This is a genomic window from Nocardia shimofusensis NBRC 100134 (assembly GCF_001613125.1).
In the GTDB taxonomy this organism is placed as follows: Bacteria; Actinomycetota; Actinomycetes; order Mycobacteriales; family Mycobacteriaceae; genus Nocardia; species Nocardia shimofusensis.
Genome location: NZ_BDBT01000008.1, coordinates 170,931 through 191,816 on the forward strand (window position 1 = coordinate 170,931; position 20,886 = coordinate 191,816).

Annotated in this window: 21 protein-coding genes; 14 read left to right on the forward strand and 7 right to left on the reverse strand. The window is 69.5% G+C overall.

Going from position 1 to position 20,886, the window contains the following annotated elements; all coding sequences use genetic code 11:
* Positions 1–88: 88 nt before the first annotated feature.
* On the reverse strand, positions 89–415 hold the full coding sequence (locus tag NS3_RS11500; protein WP_067858250.1) for a rhodanese-like domain-containing protein: 327 nt from the start codon (positions 413–415) through the stop codon (positions 89–91).
* A gap of 627 nt (positions 416–1,042) precedes the next feature.
* Between NS3_RS11500 and NS3_RS11505 the strand changes: the two genes are divergently transcribed.
* The 4 genes from NS3_RS11505 to NS3_RS11520 all read left to right on the forward strand — a co-directional run bounded on the left by NS3_RS11505 (position 1,043) and on the right by NS3_RS11520 (position 4,255).
* Positions 1,043–1,654 (forward strand): hypothetical protein, encoded by a 612-nt coding sequence (locus NS3_RS11505; RefSeq protein ID WP_067857961.1) that lies wholly within the window; start codon positions 1,043–1,045, stop codon positions 1,652–1,654.
* A gap of 356 nt (positions 1,655–2,010) precedes the next feature.
* Positions 2,011–2,631 (forward strand): superoxide dismutase, encoded by a 621-nt coding sequence (locus NS3_RS11510; RefSeq protein ID WP_067857966.1) that lies wholly within the window; start codon positions 2,011–2,013, stop codon positions 2,629–2,631.
* Positions 2,632–2,837: 206 nt separating this feature from the next.
* Complete coding sequence (locus NS3_RS11515; RefSeq protein WP_067857969.1) at positions 2,838–3,365, forward strand: peptidase; 528 nt, start codon at positions 2,838–2,840, stop codon at positions 3,363–3,365.
* 71 nt (positions 3,366–3,436) lie between these two features.
* Positions 3,437–4,255, forward strand: coding sequence for a class I SAM-dependent methyltransferase (locus NS3_RS11520; protein ID WP_067857971.1), 819 nt, complete (start codon positions 3,437–3,439; stop codon positions 4,253–4,255).
* Positions 4,256–4,378: 123 nt separating this feature from the next.
* On the opposite strand, the gene NS3_RS11525 is transcribed toward NS3_RS11520, so the two are convergent.
* The gene (locus NS3_RS11525) at positions 4,379–5,146 is read right to left on the reverse strand and encodes an SDR family NAD(P)-dependent oxidoreductase (RefSeq protein WP_067858253.1); all 768 of its coding nucleotides are present in this window, start codon (positions 5,144–5,146) and stop codon (positions 4,379–4,381) included.
* Positions 5,147–5,258: 112 nt separating this feature from the next.
* On the opposite strand from NS3_RS11525, the gene NS3_RS11530 reads away from it, so the two are divergent.
* A complete protein-coding gene (locus NS3_RS11530) occupies positions 5,259–5,915 on the forward strand; it encodes a TetR/AcrR family transcriptional regulator (protein ID WP_067857975.1) in 657 nt (218 codons plus the stop codon).
* Between the two features lie 4 nt (positions 5,916–5,919).
* On the opposite strand, the gene NS3_RS11535 is transcribed toward NS3_RS11530, so the two are convergent.
* From NS3_RS11535 to NS3_RS11545, 3 genes are all read right to left on the reverse strand, one after another.
* The gene (locus NS3_RS11535) at positions 5,920–6,681 is read right to left on the reverse strand and encodes a TMEM165/GDT1 family protein (protein WP_067857978.1); all 762 of its coding nucleotides are present in this window, start codon (positions 6,679–6,681) and stop codon (positions 5,920–5,922) included.
* A gap of 245 nt (positions 6,682–6,926) precedes the next feature.
* Entirely contained in the window at positions 6,927–8,885 is a 1,959-nt protein-coding gene (htpG, locus tag NS3_RS11540; protein WP_067857981.1) for a molecular chaperone HtpG, read from the reverse strand.
* Positions 8,882–10,648 carry a TM0106 family RecB-like putative nuclease gene (locus NS3_RS11545; RefSeq protein ID WP_373865295.1) on the reverse strand — a complete coding sequence of 589 codons (1,767 nt, stop codon included), beginning with the start codon at positions 10,646–10,648 and terminating at the stop codon, positions 8,882–8,884. The genes htpG and NS3_RS11545 overlap by 4 nt, the downstream gene beginning before the upstream one ends.
* A 244-nt stretch (positions 10,649–10,892) precedes the next feature.
* On the opposite strand from NS3_RS11545, the gene NS3_RS11550 reads away from it, so the two are divergent.
* From NS3_RS11550 to NS3_RS11575, 6 genes are all read left to right on the forward strand, one after another.
* On the forward strand, positions 10,893–11,516 hold the full coding sequence (locus NS3_RS11550; protein ID WP_067857984.1) for a DUF6474 family protein: 624 nt from the start codon (positions 10,893–10,895) through the stop codon (positions 11,514–11,516).
* Positions 11,517–11,521: 5 nt separating this feature from the next.
* Entirely contained in the window at positions 11,522–12,061 is a 540-nt protein-coding gene (locus tag NS3_RS11555) for a copper resistance CopC family protein (RefSeq protein ID WP_067857988.1), read from the forward strand.
* A gap of 14 nt (positions 12,062–12,075) precedes the next feature.
* Entirely contained in the window at positions 12,076–13,038 is a 963-nt protein-coding gene (locus tag NS3_RS11560; RefSeq protein WP_067858259.1) for a CopD family protein, read from the forward strand.
* 46 nt (positions 13,039–13,084) lie between these two features.
* Positions 13,085–13,543, forward strand: coding sequence for an SRPBCC family protein (locus NS3_RS11565; protein ID WP_067857991.1), 459 nt, complete (start codon positions 13,085–13,087; stop codon positions 13,541–13,543).
* A 69-nt stretch (positions 13,544–13,612) separates the two neighbouring features.
* Complete coding sequence (locus tag NS3_RS11570; RefSeq protein WP_067857993.1) at positions 13,613–13,993, forward strand: DUF5313 family protein; 381 nt, start codon at positions 13,613–13,615, stop codon at positions 13,991–13,993.
* A 54-nt stretch (positions 13,994–14,047) separates the two neighbouring features.
* A complete protein-coding gene (locus NS3_RS11575) occupies positions 14,048–14,269 on the forward strand; it encodes an RNA-binding S4 domain-containing protein (RefSeq protein WP_067857996.1) in 222 nt (73 codons plus the stop codon).
* A 24-nt stretch (positions 14,270–14,293) separates the two neighbouring features.
* Here the strand turns inward: NS3_RS11575 and rraA are convergent, their stop codons facing one another.
* Positions 14,294–14,794 (reverse strand): ribonuclease E activity regulator RraA, encoded by a 501-nt coding sequence (gene rraA / locus NS3_RS11580; RefSeq protein WP_067857999.1) that lies wholly within the window; start codon positions 14,792–14,794, stop codon positions 14,294–14,296.
* Positions 14,795–14,918: 124 nt separating this feature from the next.
* Here rraA and lysX point away from each other — a divergent pair, with 124 nt between their 5' ends.
* From lysX to NS3_RS11595, 3 genes are all read left to right on the forward strand, one after another.
* The gene (gene lysX, locus NS3_RS11585; protein ID WP_084495377.1) at positions 14,919–18,236 is read left to right on the forward strand and encodes a bifunctional lysylphosphatidylglycerol synthetase/lysine--tRNA ligase LysX; all 3,318 of its coding nucleotides are present in this window, start codon (positions 14,919–14,921) and stop codon (positions 18,234–18,236) included.
* 145 nt (positions 18,237–18,381) lie between these two features.
* The gene (locus NS3_RS11590) at positions 18,382–18,921 is read left to right on the forward strand and encodes a hypothetical protein (RefSeq protein WP_067858006.1); all 540 of its coding nucleotides are present in this window, start codon (positions 18,382–18,384) and stop codon (positions 18,919–18,921) included.
* 144 nt (positions 18,922–19,065) lie between these two features.
* Positions 19,066–19,680: a histidine phosphatase family protein gene (locus tag NS3_RS11595; RefSeq protein ID WP_067858009.1), complete on the forward strand. Its 615-nt coding sequence runs from the start codon at positions 19,066–19,068 to the stop codon at positions 19,678–19,680.
* A gap of 259 nt (positions 19,681–19,939) precedes the next feature.
* Here NS3_RS11595 and NS3_RS11600 read toward each other — a convergent pair whose 3' ends face one another.
* Positions 19,940–20,839, reverse strand: coding sequence for a cutinase family protein (locus NS3_RS11600; protein WP_067858012.1), 900 nt, complete (start codon positions 20,837–20,839; stop codon positions 19,940–19,942).
* Positions 20,840–20,886 lie beyond the last annotated feature (47 nt).

Here is a 20,886-nt window from a genome sequence, read left to right on the forward strand (position 1 = left end):
ACTGGACTCACCGCGCATTCCCGCCCTTCGCCATCAGTAGACCTCGTCAGTAGATCGCTGCCAGTAGACCGCTGCCAGTACATCGCCGTCAGTAGATCTTCGCCTGTCCTTCCCCCTCGGTGACCAGCGGGCGACCGATCTGTTGCCAGGCCACCATGCCGCCCTCGACCTGTACGGCTTCGAACCCGACATGGGCGAGGTACATGGCGACCTCGATCGATCGGCCACCCTGACGGCAGATCACATAGATCTCGCTGTCGTAGTCCAGTTCGTCGATCCGCGCTGGTACGTCCACCATCGGGATGTTGACCCCTCCCGGCGCGTGGCCCAGCTGCCATTCGTCGTCCTCGCGCACATCGAGCAGGATGGCGCGCCGTCCCCCCGAGAGATCCGAGAGATCCGAGGGACCGGGCATGTCGAATTCGCCGGGCAGCTCGGCCACCTGGGCCGACGGAATTTCCGAGCTCCTCACAGTTCGATCCTGCCATGTGTCCCACCGTGCGGGGCGGTACCGGGGGCGACCGGGACCAGCGGTATCCGCGCAAACCTTTTTCCGAACTCGGAGTTTGTTTTCCCGACATCCGGCCGGTCTGCGCCCTGTTCCCTGTGGCCTGTGCATATCTTCGTCGAAGTTATCCACATAATCCACAACCTGATCCACAGGCGGCGACTATCGCCGTACCGGGATTCACAGGGGCGAACTATAAGCAAACCCGCGATGAACGACCGTGCCCGGAAGCCGGGGACCACGACCGCCCGGCACGGACGCCGCGAGCGATCGATCCGGGACTCCCCTCCTAGAACATCCCGGAGCGACCGCCCGCCGACGCCTCGGAATCCGCTGCGGCACAGGCACCTCCCCGCCGGCCGCGTGACCGTGAGCCCGGCGCCGCCGCTGCGTCCCCCGGCGCCGGTCGGAGCCTGTACGGAGTCCGACAACTACTTGGACGCGACGACCGCCGGATCGGTTCCATCCGAGCCACGACGTAACGAAAAGGCGAAATCTCGCAACATCGCCGTAGGTCTCGCTAGCCTGGGGCGCATGACTCAGACCAGGGGGCTTCGCGATGGATTCGACGCCGACGGACTCAACACCGCGCTCGCCGAGGCGGTCTGCCTCAATGCCGATGTCGACCCTGCCGGTGCCCGATTGGTGCTCGACCTCGGAGTTCCGATCCTCCCGGAGAACGGCGACGCCCCGCGCGAGCGGCCGCTGCGCCTGACTTTCAGCGGCGTCACCCGCATCGCCGCGTCGCTGCGCGTGCACGCCTGGGGAGACGCGCCGCCGGACGTTCTTCCGCTGACCATCGACGGCCTGGCCAGGGCGATTCGCAGTTTCGGCGGCGGCCGCCTGCACGGCTGGGAGTACATCGACGTCGACGACAGCGGCTGGGCACTCTGGCGTGAACTGCTCAGCTTCGACACCGTGGTCGAGGACAGGGTGAGTGCCCACGTCCTGGAGTTCTCCCAGGAAGAGGGCACCAATCCGCGCGAACTCGACGTGCGGGTGTGGTTCGACGACCTCACCATTCACGACCGGTCCGGCACCGAGATTCCGCTGGCCGACTTCATCGCCAACGGCGCGCGGTGGTGGCAGGCTCACGACAAGGGCGATCCGCGCACGCTGGAGTTCGAAATCATTCCGCCGCTGTGACCGGGAGCCGGTGAAATCGACCACATCCCGGCCTGATCCGTATGACATCGCTGCCCGCACCGGTGTCATTGACATCGCCCATGCCGGGAACCAAGATCAGCTCGTCCCGGCCGGGTAACGCCTGTTCCGGCGACACCGGCACCGGTTCGGGCAACCGCACCCGGCCGGAACGCCCGCGGCCGAACCCACACGACCGGATTCGGGAGAAGGGCGAGCGCGCGCGCCGGCTCGTCGCTCCGCCGATCCCCGGCGGAACACGGGGGCGTGCGGGCGAGTTGGTACCGAGCGGGTGTACGAATGATGGCTGAGGCGCTCACAACCCGGGCGCCACAGCCCGACATCGAGGAAGGGACATCGTGGCTGAGTACACGCTGCCAGATCTGGACTACGACTACAGCGCTCTGGAGCCCCACATCTCCGGGCAGATCAACGAGATTCACCACTCCAAGCACCACGCGGCCTACGTCGCCGGTGTGAACACCGCGCTGGAGAAGCTGGAAGCCGCCCGCGAGGCCGGCGACCACGGCGCCATCTTCCTGCACGAGAAGAACCTGGCCTTCCACCTCGGCGGCCACGTCAACCACTCGATCTGGTGGAAGAACCTGTCCCCCAACGGTGGCGACAAGCCGGTCGGCGAGCTCGCCGCGGCCATCGACGACCAGTTCGGTTCGTTCGACAAGTTCCGCGCCCAGTTCACCGCCGCCGCCAACGGCCTGCAGGGCTCGGGCTGGGCGGTGCTCGGCTACGACACCCTCGGCCAGAAGCTGCTGACCTTCCAGCTCTACGACCAGCAGGCCAACGTGCCGCTGGGCATCATCCCGCTGCTGCAGGTCGACATGTGGGAGCACGCCTTCTACCTGCAGTACAAGAACGTCAAGGCCGACTACGTGACGGCCTTCTGGAATGTCGTCAACTGGGCCGATGTGCAGGATCGCTTCGCGCGCGCCGTCGGCCAGGGCAAGGGCCTGGTCTTCTGATCGGCTAGCCCCCCGCCCGGCGGCAGCCGGACCACAGGCCGCGGTCTTCTCACGACGAGAAGGCCGCGGCCTTCGTCGTTCCCGACGGGAGCTGGCACTCACTGGTACTTGTGTGCCAAATGACACATCAGTCATTCTCGACGGATCCAGACATTTCGCGGATGGGCACCGCCGCCCCCGGTAGCCGGAGTTCGGGAGGCACAGACATGACGATCGGCGACTCCATCGGTATCACCCCGTTCCACGCCCGCGGCAGCCTGCGCGGCTTCATCATCTCCGGGCGCTGGCCCGACACCACCAAGGAATGGGCGCAGGTACTCGTGCTCGCGGTGCGGGTGGCCTCGCTGCCCGGCTTGCTGCCGACCACCACGGTCTTCGGTGTGCGTGAGGAACTGCCCGACGATCCCCGTCCCGGCACGGTGGGCATGGTGCTGGCCGAGGGTCCGGTGCTCGGCGAGCAGGCGCTGCAACCGGGCCGATTCGCCGCGCACATTCCGCCCGCGCTGCTGATGCTGCATCCGCCCGCGGAGACCCGTCCCTCGCTGCCGGAGTGCACCGGCGCGGCCTCGGGCTGCGTGCTGTTGCCCGGGGTTCCGCACCTGGGGCTCGAGCATCGCGCGGCCTGGGCCGAGGCGGAATCCGACGGCACGGTCACCTCGCTGATCAGCCGGATCGGACTGGATCCGATCAGCGATCCGGACACCGCGGTACTGGCCATGCTGCTGGCCGCCTGAATCTTCGCCCTCGACGGGTTCGCGAGGGAACTGCCGGTTAGCCTGTGACGGTCGAAAGGAATCCGGCAGACATGTCCACTATCCCGCTGCCGGCGGCGAAGGCATGGGATCTGGCCGCCGAAGGCTATGCCACGTTCTCCCGTCGGCAGATGTCGTCCTACTCGGCACGAGCGCTCGAGCTCGTGGGCGTGGACGCCCGATCCCGGGTGCTCGACGTGGCCGCGGGGCCGGGGACGCTGACCCTGCTGGCGGCGCCGCAGGTCGCCGAGGTGCAGGCCATCGACTTCTCCCCGGAGATGGTGCGGCTGCTGCGCGAGCAGGCCGAGAAGGCCGGCCTCGGCAATGTCGAGGCACGCCTGGGCGACGGCCAGCGCCTGCCCTACGCCGACGCGTCGTTCGACGCCGCGTTCTCGATGTTCGGCCTGATGCTCTTTCCCGACCGTCGCCGTGGATTCGCGGAGATGTTCCGGGTGCTGCGGCCCGGCGGCGTCGCGGTCGTGTCGAGCTGGGCGCCGGTCGCGGAGTCGTCGCTGATGCGGACGGTGTACGCGGCGCTGCGCGCGACCGGATCGATCACCGAGGAGCCCGCGCCGATCTATTCGAGCCTGGAGAACCCCGAGGTGTTCGCAGGCGAGATGCGGGATGCGGGCTTCGCCGGGGTCTCCATCCAGCGCCACACCAGCATGGTGACGTTCCCGAGCCCCGGCTCGTTCCTCGAGCACATGCTGCGGGGCAGCGCGCCGCTGACAGTGATGCGCTACGAGGTCGGCGAGGCGGAGTGGCGGCGGCGCGAGGAGATCATGCGCGCCTACCTCGAGGAGAACTACCGGCCGAACGCCCCGCTGACGACGACCGCGCTGCTGGGCATCGGTCACCGCCCCGAGAACTGACCGAGCGACCCTCGGGACTGCGGCGCCCCAGGGCCCGGCGACATTCCGGCGCGGAAACGGCGAAGGCCGCCGCCGAATCGAGTTCGGCGACGGCCGTCGCGGGTGCGGCTCGGTGCGGGATGATCAGCGCGGCGCCATGCGCAGCGCGCCGTCCATCCGGATGGTCTCGCCGTTGAGGTAGTCGTGCTCGACGATGTACTGCGACAGCTGCGCGTACTCGTCGGGGCGGCCCAGACGCGAGGGGAAGGGCACGCCGGCTTCGAGGCCCTTGCGGTACTCCTCGGTGACGCCTGCCAGCATCGGGGTGTCGATGATGCCGGGGGCGATGGTGTTCACGCGGATGCCGAACTGCGCCAGGTCGCGCGCGGCCGGAACGGTCATACCGTGCACGCCGCCCTTGGACGCCGAGTACGCGATCTGGCCGATCTGGCCCTCGAAGGCCGCGACGGAGGCGGTGTTGATGACGACGCCGCGCTGACCGTACTCGTCGACCGGCTCGGTCTTGGCGATGGCGTCGGCGGCCAGGCGCATGACGTTGAAGCTGCCGAGCAGGTTGACCGTGATCACGGTGCGGAACAGTTCGAGGTCGTGCGGGCCGTTCTTGGACAGGATGCGACCCGCCCAGCCGACACCGGCGCAGTTGACCACGATACGCAGCGGTACACCGGACTCGACGACCTGCGCGACGGCGGCGGAAACCTCGTCGTTGCTGGTGACGTCGGCCGGGATGAGGGTGACGCCTGCGGGCACATTGTCACCGGCGCGCTCGATCGACGCGGGCACATCCAGGCCGAAAACGGTGGCGCCCAGCTCGGCGAAACGCTTGGCGGTGGCGGCGCCCAGGCCGCTTGCGCCGCCGGTGATGATGGCGGCGGAACCCGAAATCTCCACGATGGTCCTCTCGTTCGTGACAGCCAGTTGGCCCTTCGTCATTGGCACCCTAACCCGTGCCACTCGAGCCCCCACCCACGGCTCCCTCGAACACGGCGGGGAAAATCGAGGCATGCAGCGAAAGGCAGGCAGCGCGCGCCAGCTCCCCCGGGGACGCCACGGGCTCCCCCGGGAGCAGGTGATCGCCTCCCAGCGGGACCGGATCCTGGACGCGATGGCCGACGCCATGGCCGCGCAGGGATACGTCAATACCTCGGTGGCGGCGGTGCTCAAGCGAGCGGGCGTGTCTCGCGAGACCTTCTACGAACAGTTCCGCTCGAAGGAGGATTGTTTCGAGGCCGCCTACGCCCGCGCGGTGGAGCGGCTGGTCGCGCGGATCGCCGCGGCGGCGGACAAACGCGCGGACGCACCGGTCGACCAGCCCGACCTGGAGCGGATGGACCGGCTGGTCACCGCCTATCTCGAGGGTCTGGTGGAGGATCCCGCCTACGCCCGGCTGTACCTGGTCGAGGTGTACGCGGTCGGCTCCGAGGCGCTGACCACCAGAGCGCAGTTGCAGGCCTCGTTCGTGACGCTGATCGCGGAGGTGCTCGACGCCCGCACCGACGCGCAGCGCTTCGCGTGCATCGCCTTCGCCGCCGCGGTGGGCGCGATGGCGACCGCCCGCATCGCCGACGACGACATCGAGGGTTTGCGGCGACTCCGCGAGCCCCTGCTGGATATGGTGCGCCGCGGCGGCGCGCTCTACGGCGGCCCGCCGCAGGACTGAGCGGTCAGCGCGCGGCGGGCAGCGTGTCCGTCTCGTCGCCGGCCGGCGCGAACACGTCCATCGCGCTCACGTCCGCCGCGGGCGCCTCGTCCGCGGACGCCCGGGCGCGGCGGCTGCGCAACAGCGGTCCGGTCGAGACGGCCGCGACGAGCGCAACGACCGCCGCGACGACACCCGCCGCCACCAGCGGTGCGACTGTCAGCGCGGACAGCAGGACAGCCGTGCCGATGATCGTGAACAGCACGCCCGAGACCAGGCCGATGAGCCGTTCGGGCAGATGCTTGCCCACCAGGATGCCGACCGCGATGGCCAGGCCGTCGGCGGCGACCATGCCGATGGTCGAACCGAGCCAGACTCCGAACCAGTGGTTGTCGGTGGCCAGCGCGGCGGTGGCGAACATGGTGCGGTCGCCCAGCTCGGCGAGCAGGACGGCGGAGAGCACGACCAGGAACGGTGCGGTGGTGCCGCGGGGGGCGGCGGGCGCTGCGTCCTCGTCCGCGGACAGGTGCTCGCGCAACGTCCAGAGTCCGACCGCGAGGAAGGTCAGCGCCGCGACGAAGGCGATCGCGGTGGTCGGCAAGGACGCGCCGAGGAAGTAGCCGACCGCGACCGAGATGACGTGCACACCGGCGGTGGCGGTGGCGATCGCGCCCAGAACGACCCACCACCGATAGCGCAGCGCGAAGGTCAGCGCCATCAGCTGGGACTTGTCCCCGAGTTCGGCCAGAAACACTATGCCGATGCTCAGCACGATGGTGGCGGTCATGGTCGGTGTTCACTCCCCTGCTCGGGCTCGTCGGCTGCCCGGACTTCGAGATTACCTCGAGCAAACCTCCCCGGCTACGGCCTCTATCTCGAAAGACCAATGCGCACAATAAGTTTGGATGCCCAGTTGGTAAAGTTCGGTTACCCTTACGCAACTGTCGGCAATCCCGGCGAGCAAGGGGACGCGCAGACGAAAGCGGCCCCCTCCCGCGAAAGCGGAAGGGGGCCGGTGGTTTTGCGCCGTGGCTACAGTGTGCGCGTCAGCCGTTCGGTGAGGATCTGCGCGAAACGCGCGGGGTCCTTCAACTCGCCGCCCTCGGCCAGCACCGCCGTGCCGTACAGCAGTTCGGCGGTCTCTGTGAGCTCGGGCACCTTGCCCTCGTCGGCGTCGGGCTTGCGCTGGTCGTAGGCCTCGCGCAGGCCGGTCACCAGTGGGTGAGCCGGATTCAATTCCAGGATCCGCTTGCTCACCGGCAGCTCCTGACCGGAGGCACGGTACATACGCTCGAGCATGGGCGTGAAGTCGAAGACGTCGCCGACCAGGCAGGCGGGCGAGGTGGTGAGCCGGTTGGTCAGGCGCACCTCCTTGATGTTGTCCTCGAGGGTGTTGCCCAGCCAGGTCAGCAGGTCGGCGAATTCCTTGTCCTGCTGTTCGCGCAGCGCCTCGGAGGCCTTCTTCTCGTCCTCGGACTCCAGGTCGACCTCGCCCTTGGCGATGGACTGGAAACGCTTGCCGTCGAACTCCGGCACCGAGCCGACCCACATCTCGTCGACCGGATCGGTCAGGATCAGCACCTCGCGGCCCTTGGCCTGGAACGCCTCCATGTGCGGGGAGCGCTCGATCTGATCCCGCGACTCGCCGGTCATGTAGTAGATGACGTCCTGGCCCTCGGGCATCCGCTCCACATACTGCGCCAGCGTGGTCGCCTCGGACTCCGAGTGCGTCGAGGCGAACGAGCTGACCTGCAGGATGGTCTCGCGATTGTCGAAATCCGAGAGCAGGCCCTCCTTGAGGACGCGGCCGAACTCGCGCCAGAAGGTCTGGTACTTGCTCTGGTCCTCGGCGCCCTGCAGATCCTTGACCGTGGAGAGCACCTTCTTGACCAGGCGCTTGCGGATCATCTGGATCTGACGGTCCTGCTGCAGGATCTCGCGCGAGACATTGAGCGAGAGGTCCTGGGCGTCGACCACACCCTTGACGAAGCGCAGGTACTCCGGCATCAGCTCTTCGCAGTTGTCCATGATGAACACCCGCTTGACGTAGAGCTGCACACCGCGCTTGTGCTCGCGGGTGAACAGGTCGAACGGCGCCTGCGAGGGCAGGAACAGCAGCGCCTGGTATTCGAAGGTGCCCTCGGCCTTGAGCGGGATGATCTCGAGCGGCTCGTCCCAGGCGTGGCTGACGTGCTTGTAGAACTCCTTGTACTCCTCCTCGGAGACCTCCGAGCGCGGGCGCGTCCACAGCGCCTTCTGCGAGTTGAGCGTCTGCTCCTCGACGAGGGTCTTCTCCTGCTTCTCCTCGCCCTCCCCCTCGGTAACCACTCGCTCCACGCTCATCCGGATCGGCCACGCGATGAAGTCGGAGTACTTCTTGACGATCTCGCGGAGCTTCCACTCCTGCGTGTAGTCGAAGAGATGGTCGTCCTCGTCGGCCGGCTTGAGGTGCAGCGTCACGGCGGTGCCCTGCGGGGCCTCGTCGAGATCGGAGATGGCGTAGGTGGAACTGCCCGAACTCGCCTCCCAGCGGGTGGCGGTGGTCTCGCCCGCCTTGCGGGTGGTCAGCACGACCTTGTCGGCGACCATGAAGGTCGAGTAGAAGCCGATGCCGAACTGACCGATCAATTCCTCGGCGGAGGCCTCGGACTTGGCCTCGGCCAGCTGCTTGCGCAGCTGCGCGGTACCGGACTTGGCCAGCGTGCCGATCAGGTCCACGACCTCCGCGCGCGACATGCCGATGCCGTTGTCCCGGACGGTGAGGACTCGCTCGTTCTTGTCGACTTCCAGCTCGATGTGCAGATCGGAGGTGTCGACCTGCAAATCCTTGTCCTGGAAGGACGCCAGCCTCAGCTTGTCCAGTGCATCGGACGCGTTCGAGATCAGCTCGCGAAGGAACGTGTCCTTGTTGGAGTAGACGGAATGGATCATCAGCTCGAGCAGCTGATGGGTTTCTGCCTGGAACTCGAGTTGTTCGACGTGCTCTGTCACGACGACAGGGTACCGCCGCCGCCGAGCGGAATCACCGCGGGCGCGTGCGTGAAATCGGCCAGCGAGGGCACCTGCGCCACCGCGCTGTGCGGGTTGGGCACCCGCGGCGCCATCCACTCCCGCAGCGTCATGGTGGCGCGCACATCGTCCTCGTTGTATTCCAGCAGGCGGGTGCGCTGACCGAGGTCGACAGCCCCGTCGTAGCCGACCGCGAGCCGGTACCAGCTCATCGACGCCTCCCCGCTCGCCTCCGGGTCACGCCAGGAGAACCCGGCCACCGGGGCGACCTTCTTCAGGCCCTTGCCGTTGGGGCAGATGAACTGCTCGGTGACGGCCTGGAACATGTCCACCCACTCCGGCCCGTCGACGAAGGCGCGCACCTGTTCGGTGGTCGGCACCCCCGCCATGCCCTCGAACCGCTGGGCCGACTCGTAGAGCCACTTGTCCTCGGCGGTGCGTGAATAGCAGTAGGCGGCGAAGGTCTTTCCCGCGGCGTGCGCCCGGGCGCGCACCGTCATCAGCCAGGTCCAGAACTCGCCGAAGGAGCGACCCTCGTCCCTGGTGGGCAACGGATCCCAGGTCACGAACGGGCGGTACTGCCCGTCGAGCAGCGTGCCCCACAGGTAGGCGCCGTACTCCTGGTAACTCTCCAGGTCGACGTCGACCTCGACGTCGGCGCGGCGCACCTGCACCCGGTCGAAGCGACGGACCAGCGGCGCGCCGGCCAGCCAGGCGCGGGCGGTGACCACGGCCTCGTCGAAGGGGCCGTGCTGCCAGTCCTGCGGGTCCTCACCGGTCCACGCGGCGAGTTCCTCGATGGTGGCGACCCCGTGCCCGCGCAGCACCTCCGCGCGCGAGCCGGGCGCGACCAGGCTGACGTCGCGGCGTTCGATGAGCCATTGCTCGCAGCTGGGGCCGTCGATTCCCCGTGTCCACCAGGGGCATTGCCTGCACTCGGGCACCTTGGCGGGCGCGGTGGGCGACTGGCCGCGCACCACCGCGATGCGATCGGCGTAGCGGCGGTCGTAGTCGGCCAGCGTCGCGGCGATGTCGTGCACCAGGATTCGGTCGGACTGCAGGCCGATCACACCACCGAGCAGGCTCGGGCTGGCCAGGCCGTGGCGCTGCAACATCCGGTAGAGATGGGCCAGGCGCTGCTGGTCGCGCGGCTGCTGGCGCAGCTTGCGGGACTTGTCCGGCTGCGGGTCCCAGCGCACCGGGTCCGAGGTCAGCGGATGGAAGTCGGCCGGACCCGGCCTGCGCGGATCGGTGACCTTGTGGTTGACCACGATGATCGGGATGTAGCCGCCGCGCTCGGTGTCGCGCATCAGGATCTCCGAGCCGCCACGCCTGCCGGTGTCGGGTTCCTGCGGCAGCAGGCCGCCCCAGATCCATTGCGCCCCGGCCGTCAACGCGCCCACGGTGGCCTCGGCGCGCGCGCCCGCCCGCAGGGCCGGATCGATGATCACCCACCGCGACGGGGCCGCCGCGACAAGGGTGTCGCGCACCGAGGCGCGGTGCGCGGCGGCGGCCTCACGACGTTGGCGCACCCCGGAATCCTCGATCACACCGGTGAGTTCGCCACCGTGCGCGGCGTCCATGCGCAGCCGGTGACGGCAGCCGATCAGAGCGCGCGCGTCGAGATATCCGGTGACCGCCTCGGTGAAACCGGCGGGCGTTTCGGGCGCGTCGATCCCGGCCGGCCGCACCGCGGCCGAGCCCTCGTCCTCGCGACCGTGCCGGTCGCCGCTGCCCGAATTCACGTAAGCAGTATGGTCCAGACCCCCGACACCCCCGCGCACCGCATGAATCCCCCGGCGCCATGTGATCGGCGCCGGGTATCCACACCACGCCATCCGGTCCCCGGCGAACACGCGCCTGCCCGGCACTATCGCAGCACCGCGGGCCGACCGGATAAGGTGGGCGCGAACCGCGTGGTACAGGGGCAGACGACGCACTACGGCGACGCGCTCGATGGCAGAACGGCATGACGGAGGGCCTTTTCCGATGGGGTTGTTCACGAAACGCGCACGGCGCCCGAGCCGCAGGGCCGAGGCCAAGGCCCTCAAGCACAAGGCCGGGTTGGAGGCCAAGCTGGCCGCCAAGAACGATCGCAAGTCCCGTCGCGCCGAGCAGCGCTCGCAGCGCAAGGTCGCCAAGCAGCAGGTCGCCACCCTCAAGGCCGAGGAGAAGGCCGCGCTGAAGGTCGCCGCCAAGGCCGAGCGCGACCCGTTCAGCGCCGGACAGGTCAAGAAGTACATCGGCGTGGCCAGGGTGCTGATCCCGGTGCTCGCACCACTGGCCTACCGGGGCGCCACCTTCGTGCGCGGTCAGCTCGACACCCGCCGCGCGCAGCAGCTGGGCATCGGCATCGACCAGCTCGGCGAATACACCGGGCACGGCGCGAAGCTGCAGGCCAGGATCGCCAACACCGAGGCGGCGCTGGACCGTGTGCAGGACCCCGGCGGCGATTTCGTCGCGACCGCCAAGGACCGGCTGGCCGGCCTCGGCACCGCCGTGCGCACGGCCGAGCAGATGCCCCCGGCGCGCAGGCGCGGGGTGCACGCCTCGATCTCCCACGAACTGTCCGGCATCGAGGCCGAGGTGCTCGCGCGCCTCGGGGTGCGCTGATCACCATGCCGAAACATCTCGCGCGCGCACTGATCACCGCGCTGCTCGCCCTGGGCATGGCGCTGACGGCGGGCGGATTCGCGGCCGCGCATTCCGGGGCGGTCGGCAGCGTCCCGGAGGACGGCGCGCGGATCGACACCGGGCCGGAGCGGGTGGTCGTGACGTTCAACGAGGAACTGCAGCCCGGCTTCCCCTCGCTGACCCTGGTGGGACCGGACGGCAACCTCTGGTCCAAGGGCGAGCCGACGATCGAGGGCAAGTCCGTCAGCGTCGCCGCGGGCGAGCTCGGCCCGGCCGGTGAATACACGATCGCCTTCCGGGTCACCTCCGCCGACGGGCACGTGGTGAGCGGGACGCGCACCTTCACCCTCACCACCCCGGGCGAGGGCGTCCCCGGTCAGCGCGCCGACGGCAAGAGCGCCGACGCCGCCGACGAGGACTCCGGGTTCCCGCTGTGGCTGCTGATCGTCGGCGTCGTGGTGCTGCTCGGCGTGGGACTCGCCGTGGTGCTCTTCGGCTTCCGGGGCCGAGACCACCGCGCGTGAGTCCGCGCCCGGGCATGCGGCGCGCCCTGAGCGCGCGCGCCGCTGCGGTGAGCACGCCGACCACCGGCCGGGACTCGACCGCCCTGCTGGCGATCGTGCCCGCCGGACTACTCGGCGTCGGCTCGGCCTGGGTGCTCGCCAGGCCCGATGTCGCGCTGGTCGCCGGCATGGTCCGGGTACTGGCCGACTGTGTGGGCGCGACGGTGCTCGGCCTGGCCGCGCTGCCCCGGCTGCACGACCGGTTGCGCACGCCGTGGCTGCCGCTCGCGGTGCTCGGCGGGATCTGGTGGGTCGCCGAGGCGGCCGTGCTGGTGTCCGCGGCCGCCGAGGTGGTCGGGGTGCCGGTGTCCGATCTGAGCGCCGAGCAGTTCACCACCTACCTGAGCGAGGTCAGCGGCGGCCGGATCGGGCTCGCGGTACTGATCGGCATCGCCGTGCTCACCGGGTATTCGGCACTGGCCTTCCGGCGTGACACCGATCTGTCCGCCGATCTGGTGCTGGTGTTCGCGGCCGTCGCGCTGGCGTTGCGGCCCATCACCGGGCACATGTCCCAGCAGCCACTGGGCTCGGTGCTGGCGGCGGTGCACGCGCTCGCGGCGGCCGCCTGGCTCGGGCTGCTGGTGGCCTTGGCGCTGGTGGTGCGGGGCCGCGGCGAATGGGCCGCGGCCCTGCCGCGCTATTCCGCCATCGCCCTGCCGCTGGTCGGGGTGGTCGCGGTCACCGGAGTGCTGAACGGGCTGATCCGGCTCGGCGGGCCGGCCGCGCTGTTCGGCACCGGCTACGGACGGATCCTGGCCGCCAAGGCGACGATGTTGCTCGGACTGCTGGCACTGGGCTGGTGGTGGCGGCGGGACTGGGTGCGCCGCGCGAGCGGGCACCGGATGAGCGCGGCGGAATCGCTGCGCCGGGCGGTACTCGACGTGGCGTTGATGGCCGTCGCGTTCGGTCTCGCCGCGGCGCTCGCCGTCACCGCGTGATCCCCGCCGGCCCGGCATCTGCGATCCGCGCCGATACAGTGACGCCATGACCGTTGTGAAGATCGCCGGCACCTGCGCGGCCTCGGCCGAATCGGCATTCGCGTACGTCGACGACTACCGGAATCTGCCGAGCTTTCTGCACGGCGTGCACGCCTTCGTGCCGGTCGGCACGCAGACCGAAGGCGTGGGCACGGTCTTCGACGCCACCGTCAAGCTGGGCCCGGCCACCCTGCACTCCCGGGTCGAGGTGGTGCGCTGGGAGGAGAACCACGCGCTGGCGGTCGAATCGGTCAAAGGCTTCGAGATCGAGTCGACGTTCCTGTTCCTGCCCAGAGGCGTGGACCGCTGCGAGGTCGACGCCATCGTGGACTACCGGGTGCCCGGCGGGCTGGCGGGCAAGGCGCTCGGCCGCACCATCGAGCCGTTCGTGAAGATCGCGGTCAAGCACACCACCGACAACCTGTTGCGCCAGATCGCCGAGTTCCACCTGCGGCGTTCGGCCTGATTGCGGCGTCGGCCCGATCGCGGCGTTCGGCCCGGCGGGCTCGATGCCGGGACGTGGGATGCTGAATCCATGAGCGAACGCACCACTCCGACCCTCGTGCAGCGGATCGGCTACATCTGCGGCAAGACTTTGCCCGCATCGATGTCGGACTGGGTGCTCGACGATGTGACCGGCCCGGGCGCGACCAGGCGCTACCTGACCCGCTTCCTCGTCCCGGTCCTGCCGGTGCTGTGCCTGTTCCTGCTGCTGCCCGGCCCGGCGTGGATGGGCCTGTCGATGATGGCGCTGCTGTACCTGCCGCTGATCTACTTCACCATCGCGCTGATGTACGTCTATCGCAGACATCGGCTGATCAAGCACGGACTCGATCCGGCGCTGGCCGACGCCGAAGCCAGGGCGCGCGGGAGCGCCGAACGCCTGGACTACGAGCGCAGGCACGGCCGCGCCTGAGCACCGACGGCACCCGACAGGTACCCGGCGAGCCCACGAGGCGATAATCGAACCATGTCCGAGCCTGTCGACGTCCCCATTTCCGACGACCAGATCAAGCTCGGCCAGTTCCTCAAACTGGCCGATCTGATCGAATCCGGCGCGGAGGCCAAGACCGTGATCGCCGCCGGACTGGTCCGGGTCAACGACGAGGTCGAACTGCGGCGCGGACGCCAACTGCAGTCGGGCGACGTGGTCACCATGGCAGGCCGCCAGGTCCGGGTGTCCGGCGCCTGACGACCCCGGATCCCGGACGCCGGGTCACTCGGCGCGGACCACCACGCCGTCGTGATCGCTGTAGAGCATTTCGCCCGGAACGAAGGTGACGCCGCCGAATTCCACCGGCACATCGCGGTCGCCGCTGCCGGTCTGGGTGCTCTTGCGCGGGTTGGTGCCCAGCGCCTTCACCCCGATGTCGAGGGTGCGCAGGATCGCCGAGTCGCGGACCGCGCCGTTCACGACGACACCTGCCCAGCCGTTGTCCACACCGCGCCCGGCGATGATGTCGCCGACCAGGGCGGTGTGCACGCTCGCGCCGCCGTCGACGACGAGCACCTTGCCCTCGCCCGGCTCACCGAGGGTCTGCTTCACCAGCAGGTTGTCCTGGAAGCAGCGGATCGTGGTGATGCGGCCGGAAAAGACGGCCCGACCGCCGAACTGGATGAACTGCGTATCGCAGCTGCGGATCTCGGGGCCGATCTCATCGGCCAGATCCGCCGTCGCGATCTCGGTTGTCGACTCGGTATTCGCTGGTTCGGACATGAGTCGATTCTCCCCCGCCCGTGCACACCGGTTCGCACGACCCCCGTCCGGCCGCTGCGCGGACCCCGAGTGAACCGGCGTGGCACCCCCGCCATTCGCCCCCCGATGCGTCCACACTGTTTCGGTGACTTCCTCGCCAGAGCGTCCGTCCCCCGACCCGGCTCCCGAGGCACCGGCGGCATCCGTGCCGCACCGCGCTCACGGAGCACTGCGTGAGCTGCCTCATCGGGTGGGTCTGGCGCTCGGCCTCTTCGCGGTGGCCTGTCTGCTGTGGAGCCTGTCGCCGACGCTGCGGTATCTGACCGGGCCACCGCGCCGCTATATCGACGACTACTACTTCGATGCGCCCGACACCAATGTCATGTGGGCCTTGATCGTCGGTCTGCTGGCGGGCGCCGTCGCCGCGCGAAAGCGGATCGCCTGGTGGTTGCTGACCGCCTATCTCCTGTTGTTCGCGGTGTCCAACGCGATCGAATTCGCCGGCGACCGCAATGTGAACGCACTGGCAGCCATGCTCGTGCAATTGGCGGTCGTCGGCGTGCTGATCGCGGCATGGCCGCAGTTCTACACGCGGGTCCGGCGGGGCGCGGGCCTGCGGGCGCTGGGGGTGCTGGCCGGCGGCCTCGCCGTGGGCTGCCTGCTCGGTTGGGGGCTGATCGAACTCTTCCCCGGCACGTTGCCCCCGGGCTGGCAACGGCCCGGCTGGGCGGTCTATCGGGTGACCGCGGCGATCCTGGTGGAGAACGAGCATTTCGACGGGCGCCCAAGGGCTTTCGTCAACCTGCTGCTCGGCGTGTTCGGCGCGGTGGCACTGCTGGCGGCGGCGATCACACTGCTGCGGTCCCAGCGCGCGACCAACGCCATGACCGGCCTGGACGAATCGGCCATCCGCGGCCTGCTGGAGCGTTCGGACGTGGCAGATTCGCTGGGCTACTTCGCCACCCGCCGGGACAAGGCGGTGGTCTTCGCGCCCAGCGGCAAGGCGGCGCTGACCTACCGCGTCGAACTGGGTGTGTGCCTGGTCGGCGGCGACCCGATCGGCGTGCACGAGGCCTGGCCGCACGCCATCGATGCCTGGCTGCGGCTGGCCGATCACTACGGCTGGGCGCCCGCGGTGATGGGCGCGAGCGAGGCGGGCGCGACCGCCTACCGCAGGGCCGGGCTCTCCGCGCTGCGCCTCGGCGACGAGGCGGTGCTGCGGACCAAGGACTTCTCGCTGGCCGGGCCGGAGCTGCGCCAGGTGCGCCAGGCCGCCAACCGGCTGCGCAAACACGGTGTGCGGGTACGTATCCGGCGGCACCGCGAGATACCGGCCACCGAGTTCCCGCACATCGCCGCGCGCGCGGACGCCTGGCGCGACACCGAGACCGAACGGGGTTTCTCGATGGCGCTGGGCAGGCTGGGCGACCCGCTCGACGGCGACTGTCTGCTGGTGGAGGCGGTGAACGGTCAGGATCGGGTGCTCGGCATGCTCTCGCTGGTGCCGTGGGGCCGCACCGGGGTCTCGCTGGAACTGATGCGGCGCGACCCGAGGAGCCCCAACGGCGTGATGGAGCTGATGATCTCGCAACTGGCGCTGAACTCCGAGCAGTACGGCATCACCGAGATCTCGCTGAACTTCGCGGTCTTCCGTTCGGTGTTCGACGAGGGCGCGCGGATCGGCGCGGGACCGGTGCTGCGGCTGTGGCGCGGTGTGCTGCTGTTCTTCTCGCGCTGGTGGCAGCTCGAGGCGCTGTATCGCTCCAATATGAAGTACCAGCCGCACTGGGTGCCCCGGTTCTTCTTGTTCGAAGAGCGCAGGCACCTGCCCAGGGTGGCGGTGGCCGGTGCTCTGGCCGAAGGCTTCCTGCCCCGCTGGGGCGACGCGCAGGACGCGAGCGCGCACACCGGCGACCGCAGCGCCGTGCCCGCGGGAATGACCGGGCTACACGCCGACGGCAGCCCGCCGGACTGGCCGAAAGCCGATGTGCTGGAGGCTGGTCCGCGCAGGCCGGATCAGGTCCGGGTGCGCCTGGACAAGCTGGACCGGATGACCGCCGCGGGCGTGGAGGCCTACCCGGTCGCCTATCCTCCGACGCACACCGTCGCCGCCGCGCGGCACTCGCCGCGCGGCACCACGGTGCGGGTGTGCGGGCGGATGCTGCGCCTGCGCGATTACGGCGGCGTGATCTTCGTGCAGCTGCGCGACTGGTCCGCCGACATCCAGTTGGTGCTCGACCGCGAGCGCACCGGCGCGCAACGGATGGCCGCCTTCGGCGAGTACTGCGATCTGGGCGACCTCATCGAGGTCAGCGGCCGGATCGGGCGCAGCCGCAGCGGCGAGCTGTCGTTGCTGGTCGCGGATTGGCGGATGCTCGGCAAATGCCTGCACCCGTTGCCGGACAAGTGGAAGGGCCTGGCCGATCCGGAAGCGCGGGTGCGCAGGCGTTACGTCGACATGGCGATCAACCCCGAGGCCCGCGACCTGCTGGCCAAACGCAGCGCGGTGGTGCGCTCGTTGCGCGACTCGCTCAACGCCTGGGGCTACCTGGAGGTGGAGACCCCGATCCTGCAGCAGGTGCACGGCGGGGCGAACGCCACCCCGTTCACCACCCATATCAACGCCTACGATCTGGACCTCTACCTGCGCATCGCGCCCGAGCTCTATCTGAAGCGGCTGTGTGTGGGCGGGATGGAGAAGGTGTTCGAACTCGGCCGCACCTTCCGCAACGAGGGTGTGGACTTCAGCCACAACCCGGAATTCACCATCCTCGAGGCCTACGAGGCGCACAGCGACTACCTGCGCATGATGGACACCTGCAGGCAGCTCATCCAGAACGCGGCGCTGGCCGCGCACGGATCGATGGTCGTTATGCGGCCGGGCACCGACGGCTCGCCGATTCCGGTCGACATCTCCGGCGAGTGGCCGGTGCAGACCGTGCACGCCGCGGTCTCGGCGGCGGCGGGCGCACGGGTGACCCCGAGGACCGGCGAGGACGAACTGCGCGCGCTGTGCGACCAGCTCGACATCGCCTGCCAACCGGGCTGGGACGCCGGTCAGATCGTGCTCGAGCTGTATGAGCATCTGGTGGAGAGCCGCACCGAGGGACCGACCTTCTACATCGATTTCCCGACCTCGGTGTCCCCTCTGACCCGTGCGCATCGCAGCACCCCCGGCGTCGCCGAACGCTGGGATCTGGTCGCCTGGGGCGTGGAACTGGGCACCGCCTACAGCGAACTCACCGACCCGGTGGAACAGCGGCGCAGGCTCACCGCGCAGTCCGTGCTCGCCGCCAACGGCGACCCCGAGGCGATGGAACTCGACGAGGACTTCCTGCAAGCCCTCGAACACGCCATGCCGCCGACCGGTGGCCTCGGCGTAGGCGTGGACCGCATCGTCATGATGATCACCGGCCACAGCATTCGCGAGACCCTGCCCTTCCCGTTGGTCAGGCCGCGCTGAGGTGATGCCGAGCGAAGCGCTGAGGTGATGCCGAGCGAAACACCGGGAACACGCGGGCTGCGGGTTAACAGCGCCGTGGTCCCCGCGATAACCTGTCGGGTCCGGCCGGGAGGAGCCGGGGAAACTACACACGGAATGGGGGGTTATGTACGTCGACGTGCTGACCACCACGGGCTTGCTGGACCACACGGTTTGGGCGAACCCGGACGCACTGCTCGCCTCGGACAGCTACGCACAGGCTGTCGAGCACCTGGCCAAGAAGCGCAACCGCAGCCGAGGCTCCGGTGGCGGCGGCTTCATCATCGGCGGCATCTGCTGCCTGCTGTTCGTCATCGCCCTGGTGATCGGCATCTATCTGCTGACCAAGAAGAAAAAGAAGGACGACCAGGCCGGTAACGGGCAACCGCCCTACGGCGGTTCCGCACAGCCGCCGTACGGCCCGCCCGGTGGTCAGCCGCCCTACGGTGCACCGGGTGGTCAGCCGCCCTACGGTCAGCCACCGCACGCAGGTCCCGGTCAGCCATACGGTCAGTCCACCGGCGACCAGCCCTTCGGGGGACAGCCCTACGGTCAACCCCCGTATCCGGGCCAGCCGCCGTACGGCCCGCCCGGTGGTCAGCCGCCCTACGGTCAGCCACCGCACGGTGGGCCGGGGCCCGACAGCGGGCCGTCGCTGTACAAGTAGGTTTGCCCTGTCGCGCCGGACCTGTCCGGCACCGGCTCGACAGGCTCCGGCATTCGACCCCGTCGGCGCGCAGGTTCTCCGGCGGCGAACGCCCGCCGCGCCCCTGCCGCACGCCCGGTCCGTCCGGTGCGGCACAGTGAACGGGTGCAGTTGATCCTTGTCCGCCATGCCCAGCCACTGCGGCTGACCGCGACGTCCGGTCCCGCCGATCCGGATCTCGCGGAGATCGGACGCGAACAGGCCGCCCGGGTGCCCGCCGCGCTCGCCCACCACCACCGGGTCACCCGGGTGCTGAGCAGCCCGCAGGCGCGGGCCCGCCAGACGGCCGTCCCGACCGCCGAGAAGCTCGGCCTGCCGGTCGACATCGTCGACGATCTGGCCGAATACGACCGCGATCTGCCCGCCTACATCCCCGTCGAGGACGCCAAGATCGAGTTCCGCGACGCCTACGAGCGGATCAAGGCCGGGCACCTGCCCGAGCAGATCGACGAGGCCGCGTTCGTCACCCGGGTGCTGCGCGCCGTCGACGAGATCGCCGCGAGCGCCGAACCCGACGACACCGTGGTGGCGTTCGCACACGGCGGCGTGGTGAACGTGCTGCTGCAGAACGTGCTCGGCCTGCCGCGCCCGCTGACCTTCCCGATCGACTACTGCTCGATCACCCGCGTGCTGTTCTCCCGCACCGGCCGCCGCAGCGCGGCCACGGTGAACGAGAACGGTCACGTCTGGGACCTGCTGCCGCGCAACCAGGGCCGCTGACCGGCGCTCACAGCGAATCCGGAGTTCGGTCGCAGGACCGCCGGTCGCCGCACCGCACGACCGCGACCACCGCGGCAACCGTCCGGGCTCACCGGACCGCCCCGAACAGCACGGCCCGCACAACCCGATCCCGCTACCTGCTGTTCCGCGGCATCCTCGGCTGCCGTCCGCCGGTTCCGCGGGCTGACGCACGAACGGCCCGTCCCCCGATCGGGGAACGGGCCGTCGGTCACGTATCGGTGCCGGGAACCTCTCGCGCTCAGGCCATTCCGGCGATCCAGTTGTGCATCCAGCTGATCGCGGTCTGTCCGCCGCCGACGGAGTAGCTGCCGTAGGCGGTATGGGTCTGCGACTTGTAGAAGCGCTCGATGTCGTCGACGCGCTTCTGATTCGCCGACTCCGAGAGCTGCGACTGCAGTACCGACATCCCGCCGTGCGCCATCAGATCGTTGATGATCGCGCCCGCCTCCAGCTGGTAGCGCCAGACGTTGGCCGGGTTGGCATCCGAACTCTGGGCGAGGAAGCCCGCGAAGCGGGTGACGAAATCGTCGGTGGCGGTGGCGCAGTAGAGATCGTCGACCGCGCAGATCGTGCGCACCCGGTCGGCGACCCAACCGAAGCCGCCGGGCCGAGGGCCGCCCGCGCCCGCGCCGGGAGCGAGCGGGCCGACCTGAACGTCGGTGGGCGAGCGTCGCGGATCCGAGATCAGGCCGACGCCGGCGATCTTGTCGGCGGGCACCGCGCCGAGGCCGGTGCCGATCTCGGCCGCGAGATCGCCCGCGGCGTCGGCGCCCTGGCTGTAGCCGACCACAGCCATCCTGGTATCGCCGCAGCGCAATGCCATCCGGCTGAGCAGGCCGCGGGCGTTGGATACGGCTTCCTTCTTGGAATTGCCGTACGCCTCGCCTTCCCAGGGGAAGGCCGTCGCCGCGTAGGTCACGTAATCGACCTCGACTGAGCGAGGTAGCCCACGGGTGACGCCGGACAGCATGCCCGGCTGGGGCTGCTTGTCGTGACCGGTTTCCCAGGTTCCCGGAATCGCCACGACATACAAGCTCGGGCACGGCGCGGCCACCGCCGTCGCCGCGCTACCCACCATCAGACCGGAGGCAATCGCCGCCGAGGCACCCAGCCCGGCGACCATCTTCTTCCACCGCATACCGCTCCAGTTTCGACCTGTGCCCCACGCGGGAGCAGCCCCGACAA

Coding starts and splice junctions, on each gene's coding strand:
- NS3_RS11575 (WP_067857996.1), top strand. CDS start 14,048: ATGTCCGAGCCTGTCGACGTCCCCATTTCCGACGACCAGATCAAGCTC.
- NS3_RS11600 (WP_067858012.1), bottom strand. CDS start 20,839: ATGCGGTGGAAGAAGATGGTCGCCGGGCTGGGTGCCTCGGCGGCGATT.
- NS3_RS11520 (WP_067857971.1), top strand. CDS start 3,437: ATGTCCACTATCCCGCTGCCGGCGGCGAAGGCATGGGATCTGGCCGCC.
- NS3_RS11530 (WP_067857975.1), top strand. CDS start 5,259: ATGCAGCGAAAGGCAGGCAGCGCGCGCCAGCTCCCCCGGGGACGCCAC.
- NS3_RS11560 (WP_067858259.1), top strand. CDS start 12,076: ATGCGGCGCGCCCTGAGCGCGCGCGCCGCTGCGGTGAGCACGCCGACC.
- NS3_RS11500 (WP_067858250.1), bottom strand. CDS start 415: ATGCCCGGTCCCTCGGATCTCTCGGATCTCTCGGGGGGACGGCGCGCC.
- NS3_RS11565 (WP_067857991.1), top strand. CDS start 13,085: ATGACCGTTGTGAAGATCGCCGGCACCTGCGCGGCCTCGGCCGAATCG.
- NS3_RS11590 (WP_067858006.1), top strand. CDS start 18,382: ATGTACGTCGACGTGCTGACCACCACGGGCTTGCTGGACCACACGGTT.
- NS3_RS11515 (WP_067857969.1), top strand. CDS start 2,838: ATGACGATCGGCGACTCCATCGGTATCACCCCGTTCCACGCCCGCGGC.
- NS3_RS11555 (WP_067857988.1), top strand. CDS start 11,522: ATGCCGAAACATCTCGCGCGCGCACTGATCACCGCGCTGCTCGCCCTG.
- NS3_RS11535 (WP_067857978.1), bottom strand. CDS start 6,681: ATGACCGCCACCATCGTGCTGAGCATCGGCATAGTGTTTCTGGCCGAA.
- NS3_RS11550 (WP_067857984.1), top strand. CDS start 10,893: ATGGGGTTGTTCACGAAACGCGCACGGCGCCCGAGCCGCAGGGCCGAG.
- rraA (WP_067857999.1), bottom strand. CDS start 14,794: ATGTCCGAACCAGCGAATACCGAGTCGACAACCGAGATCGCGACGGCG.
- NS3_RS11570 (WP_067857993.1), top strand. CDS start 13,613: ATGAGCGAACGCACCACTCCGACCCTCGTGCAGCGGATCGGCTACATC.
- NS3_RS11505 (WP_067857961.1), top strand. CDS start 1,043: ATGACTCAGACCAGGGGGCTTCGCGATGGATTCGACGCCGACGGACTC.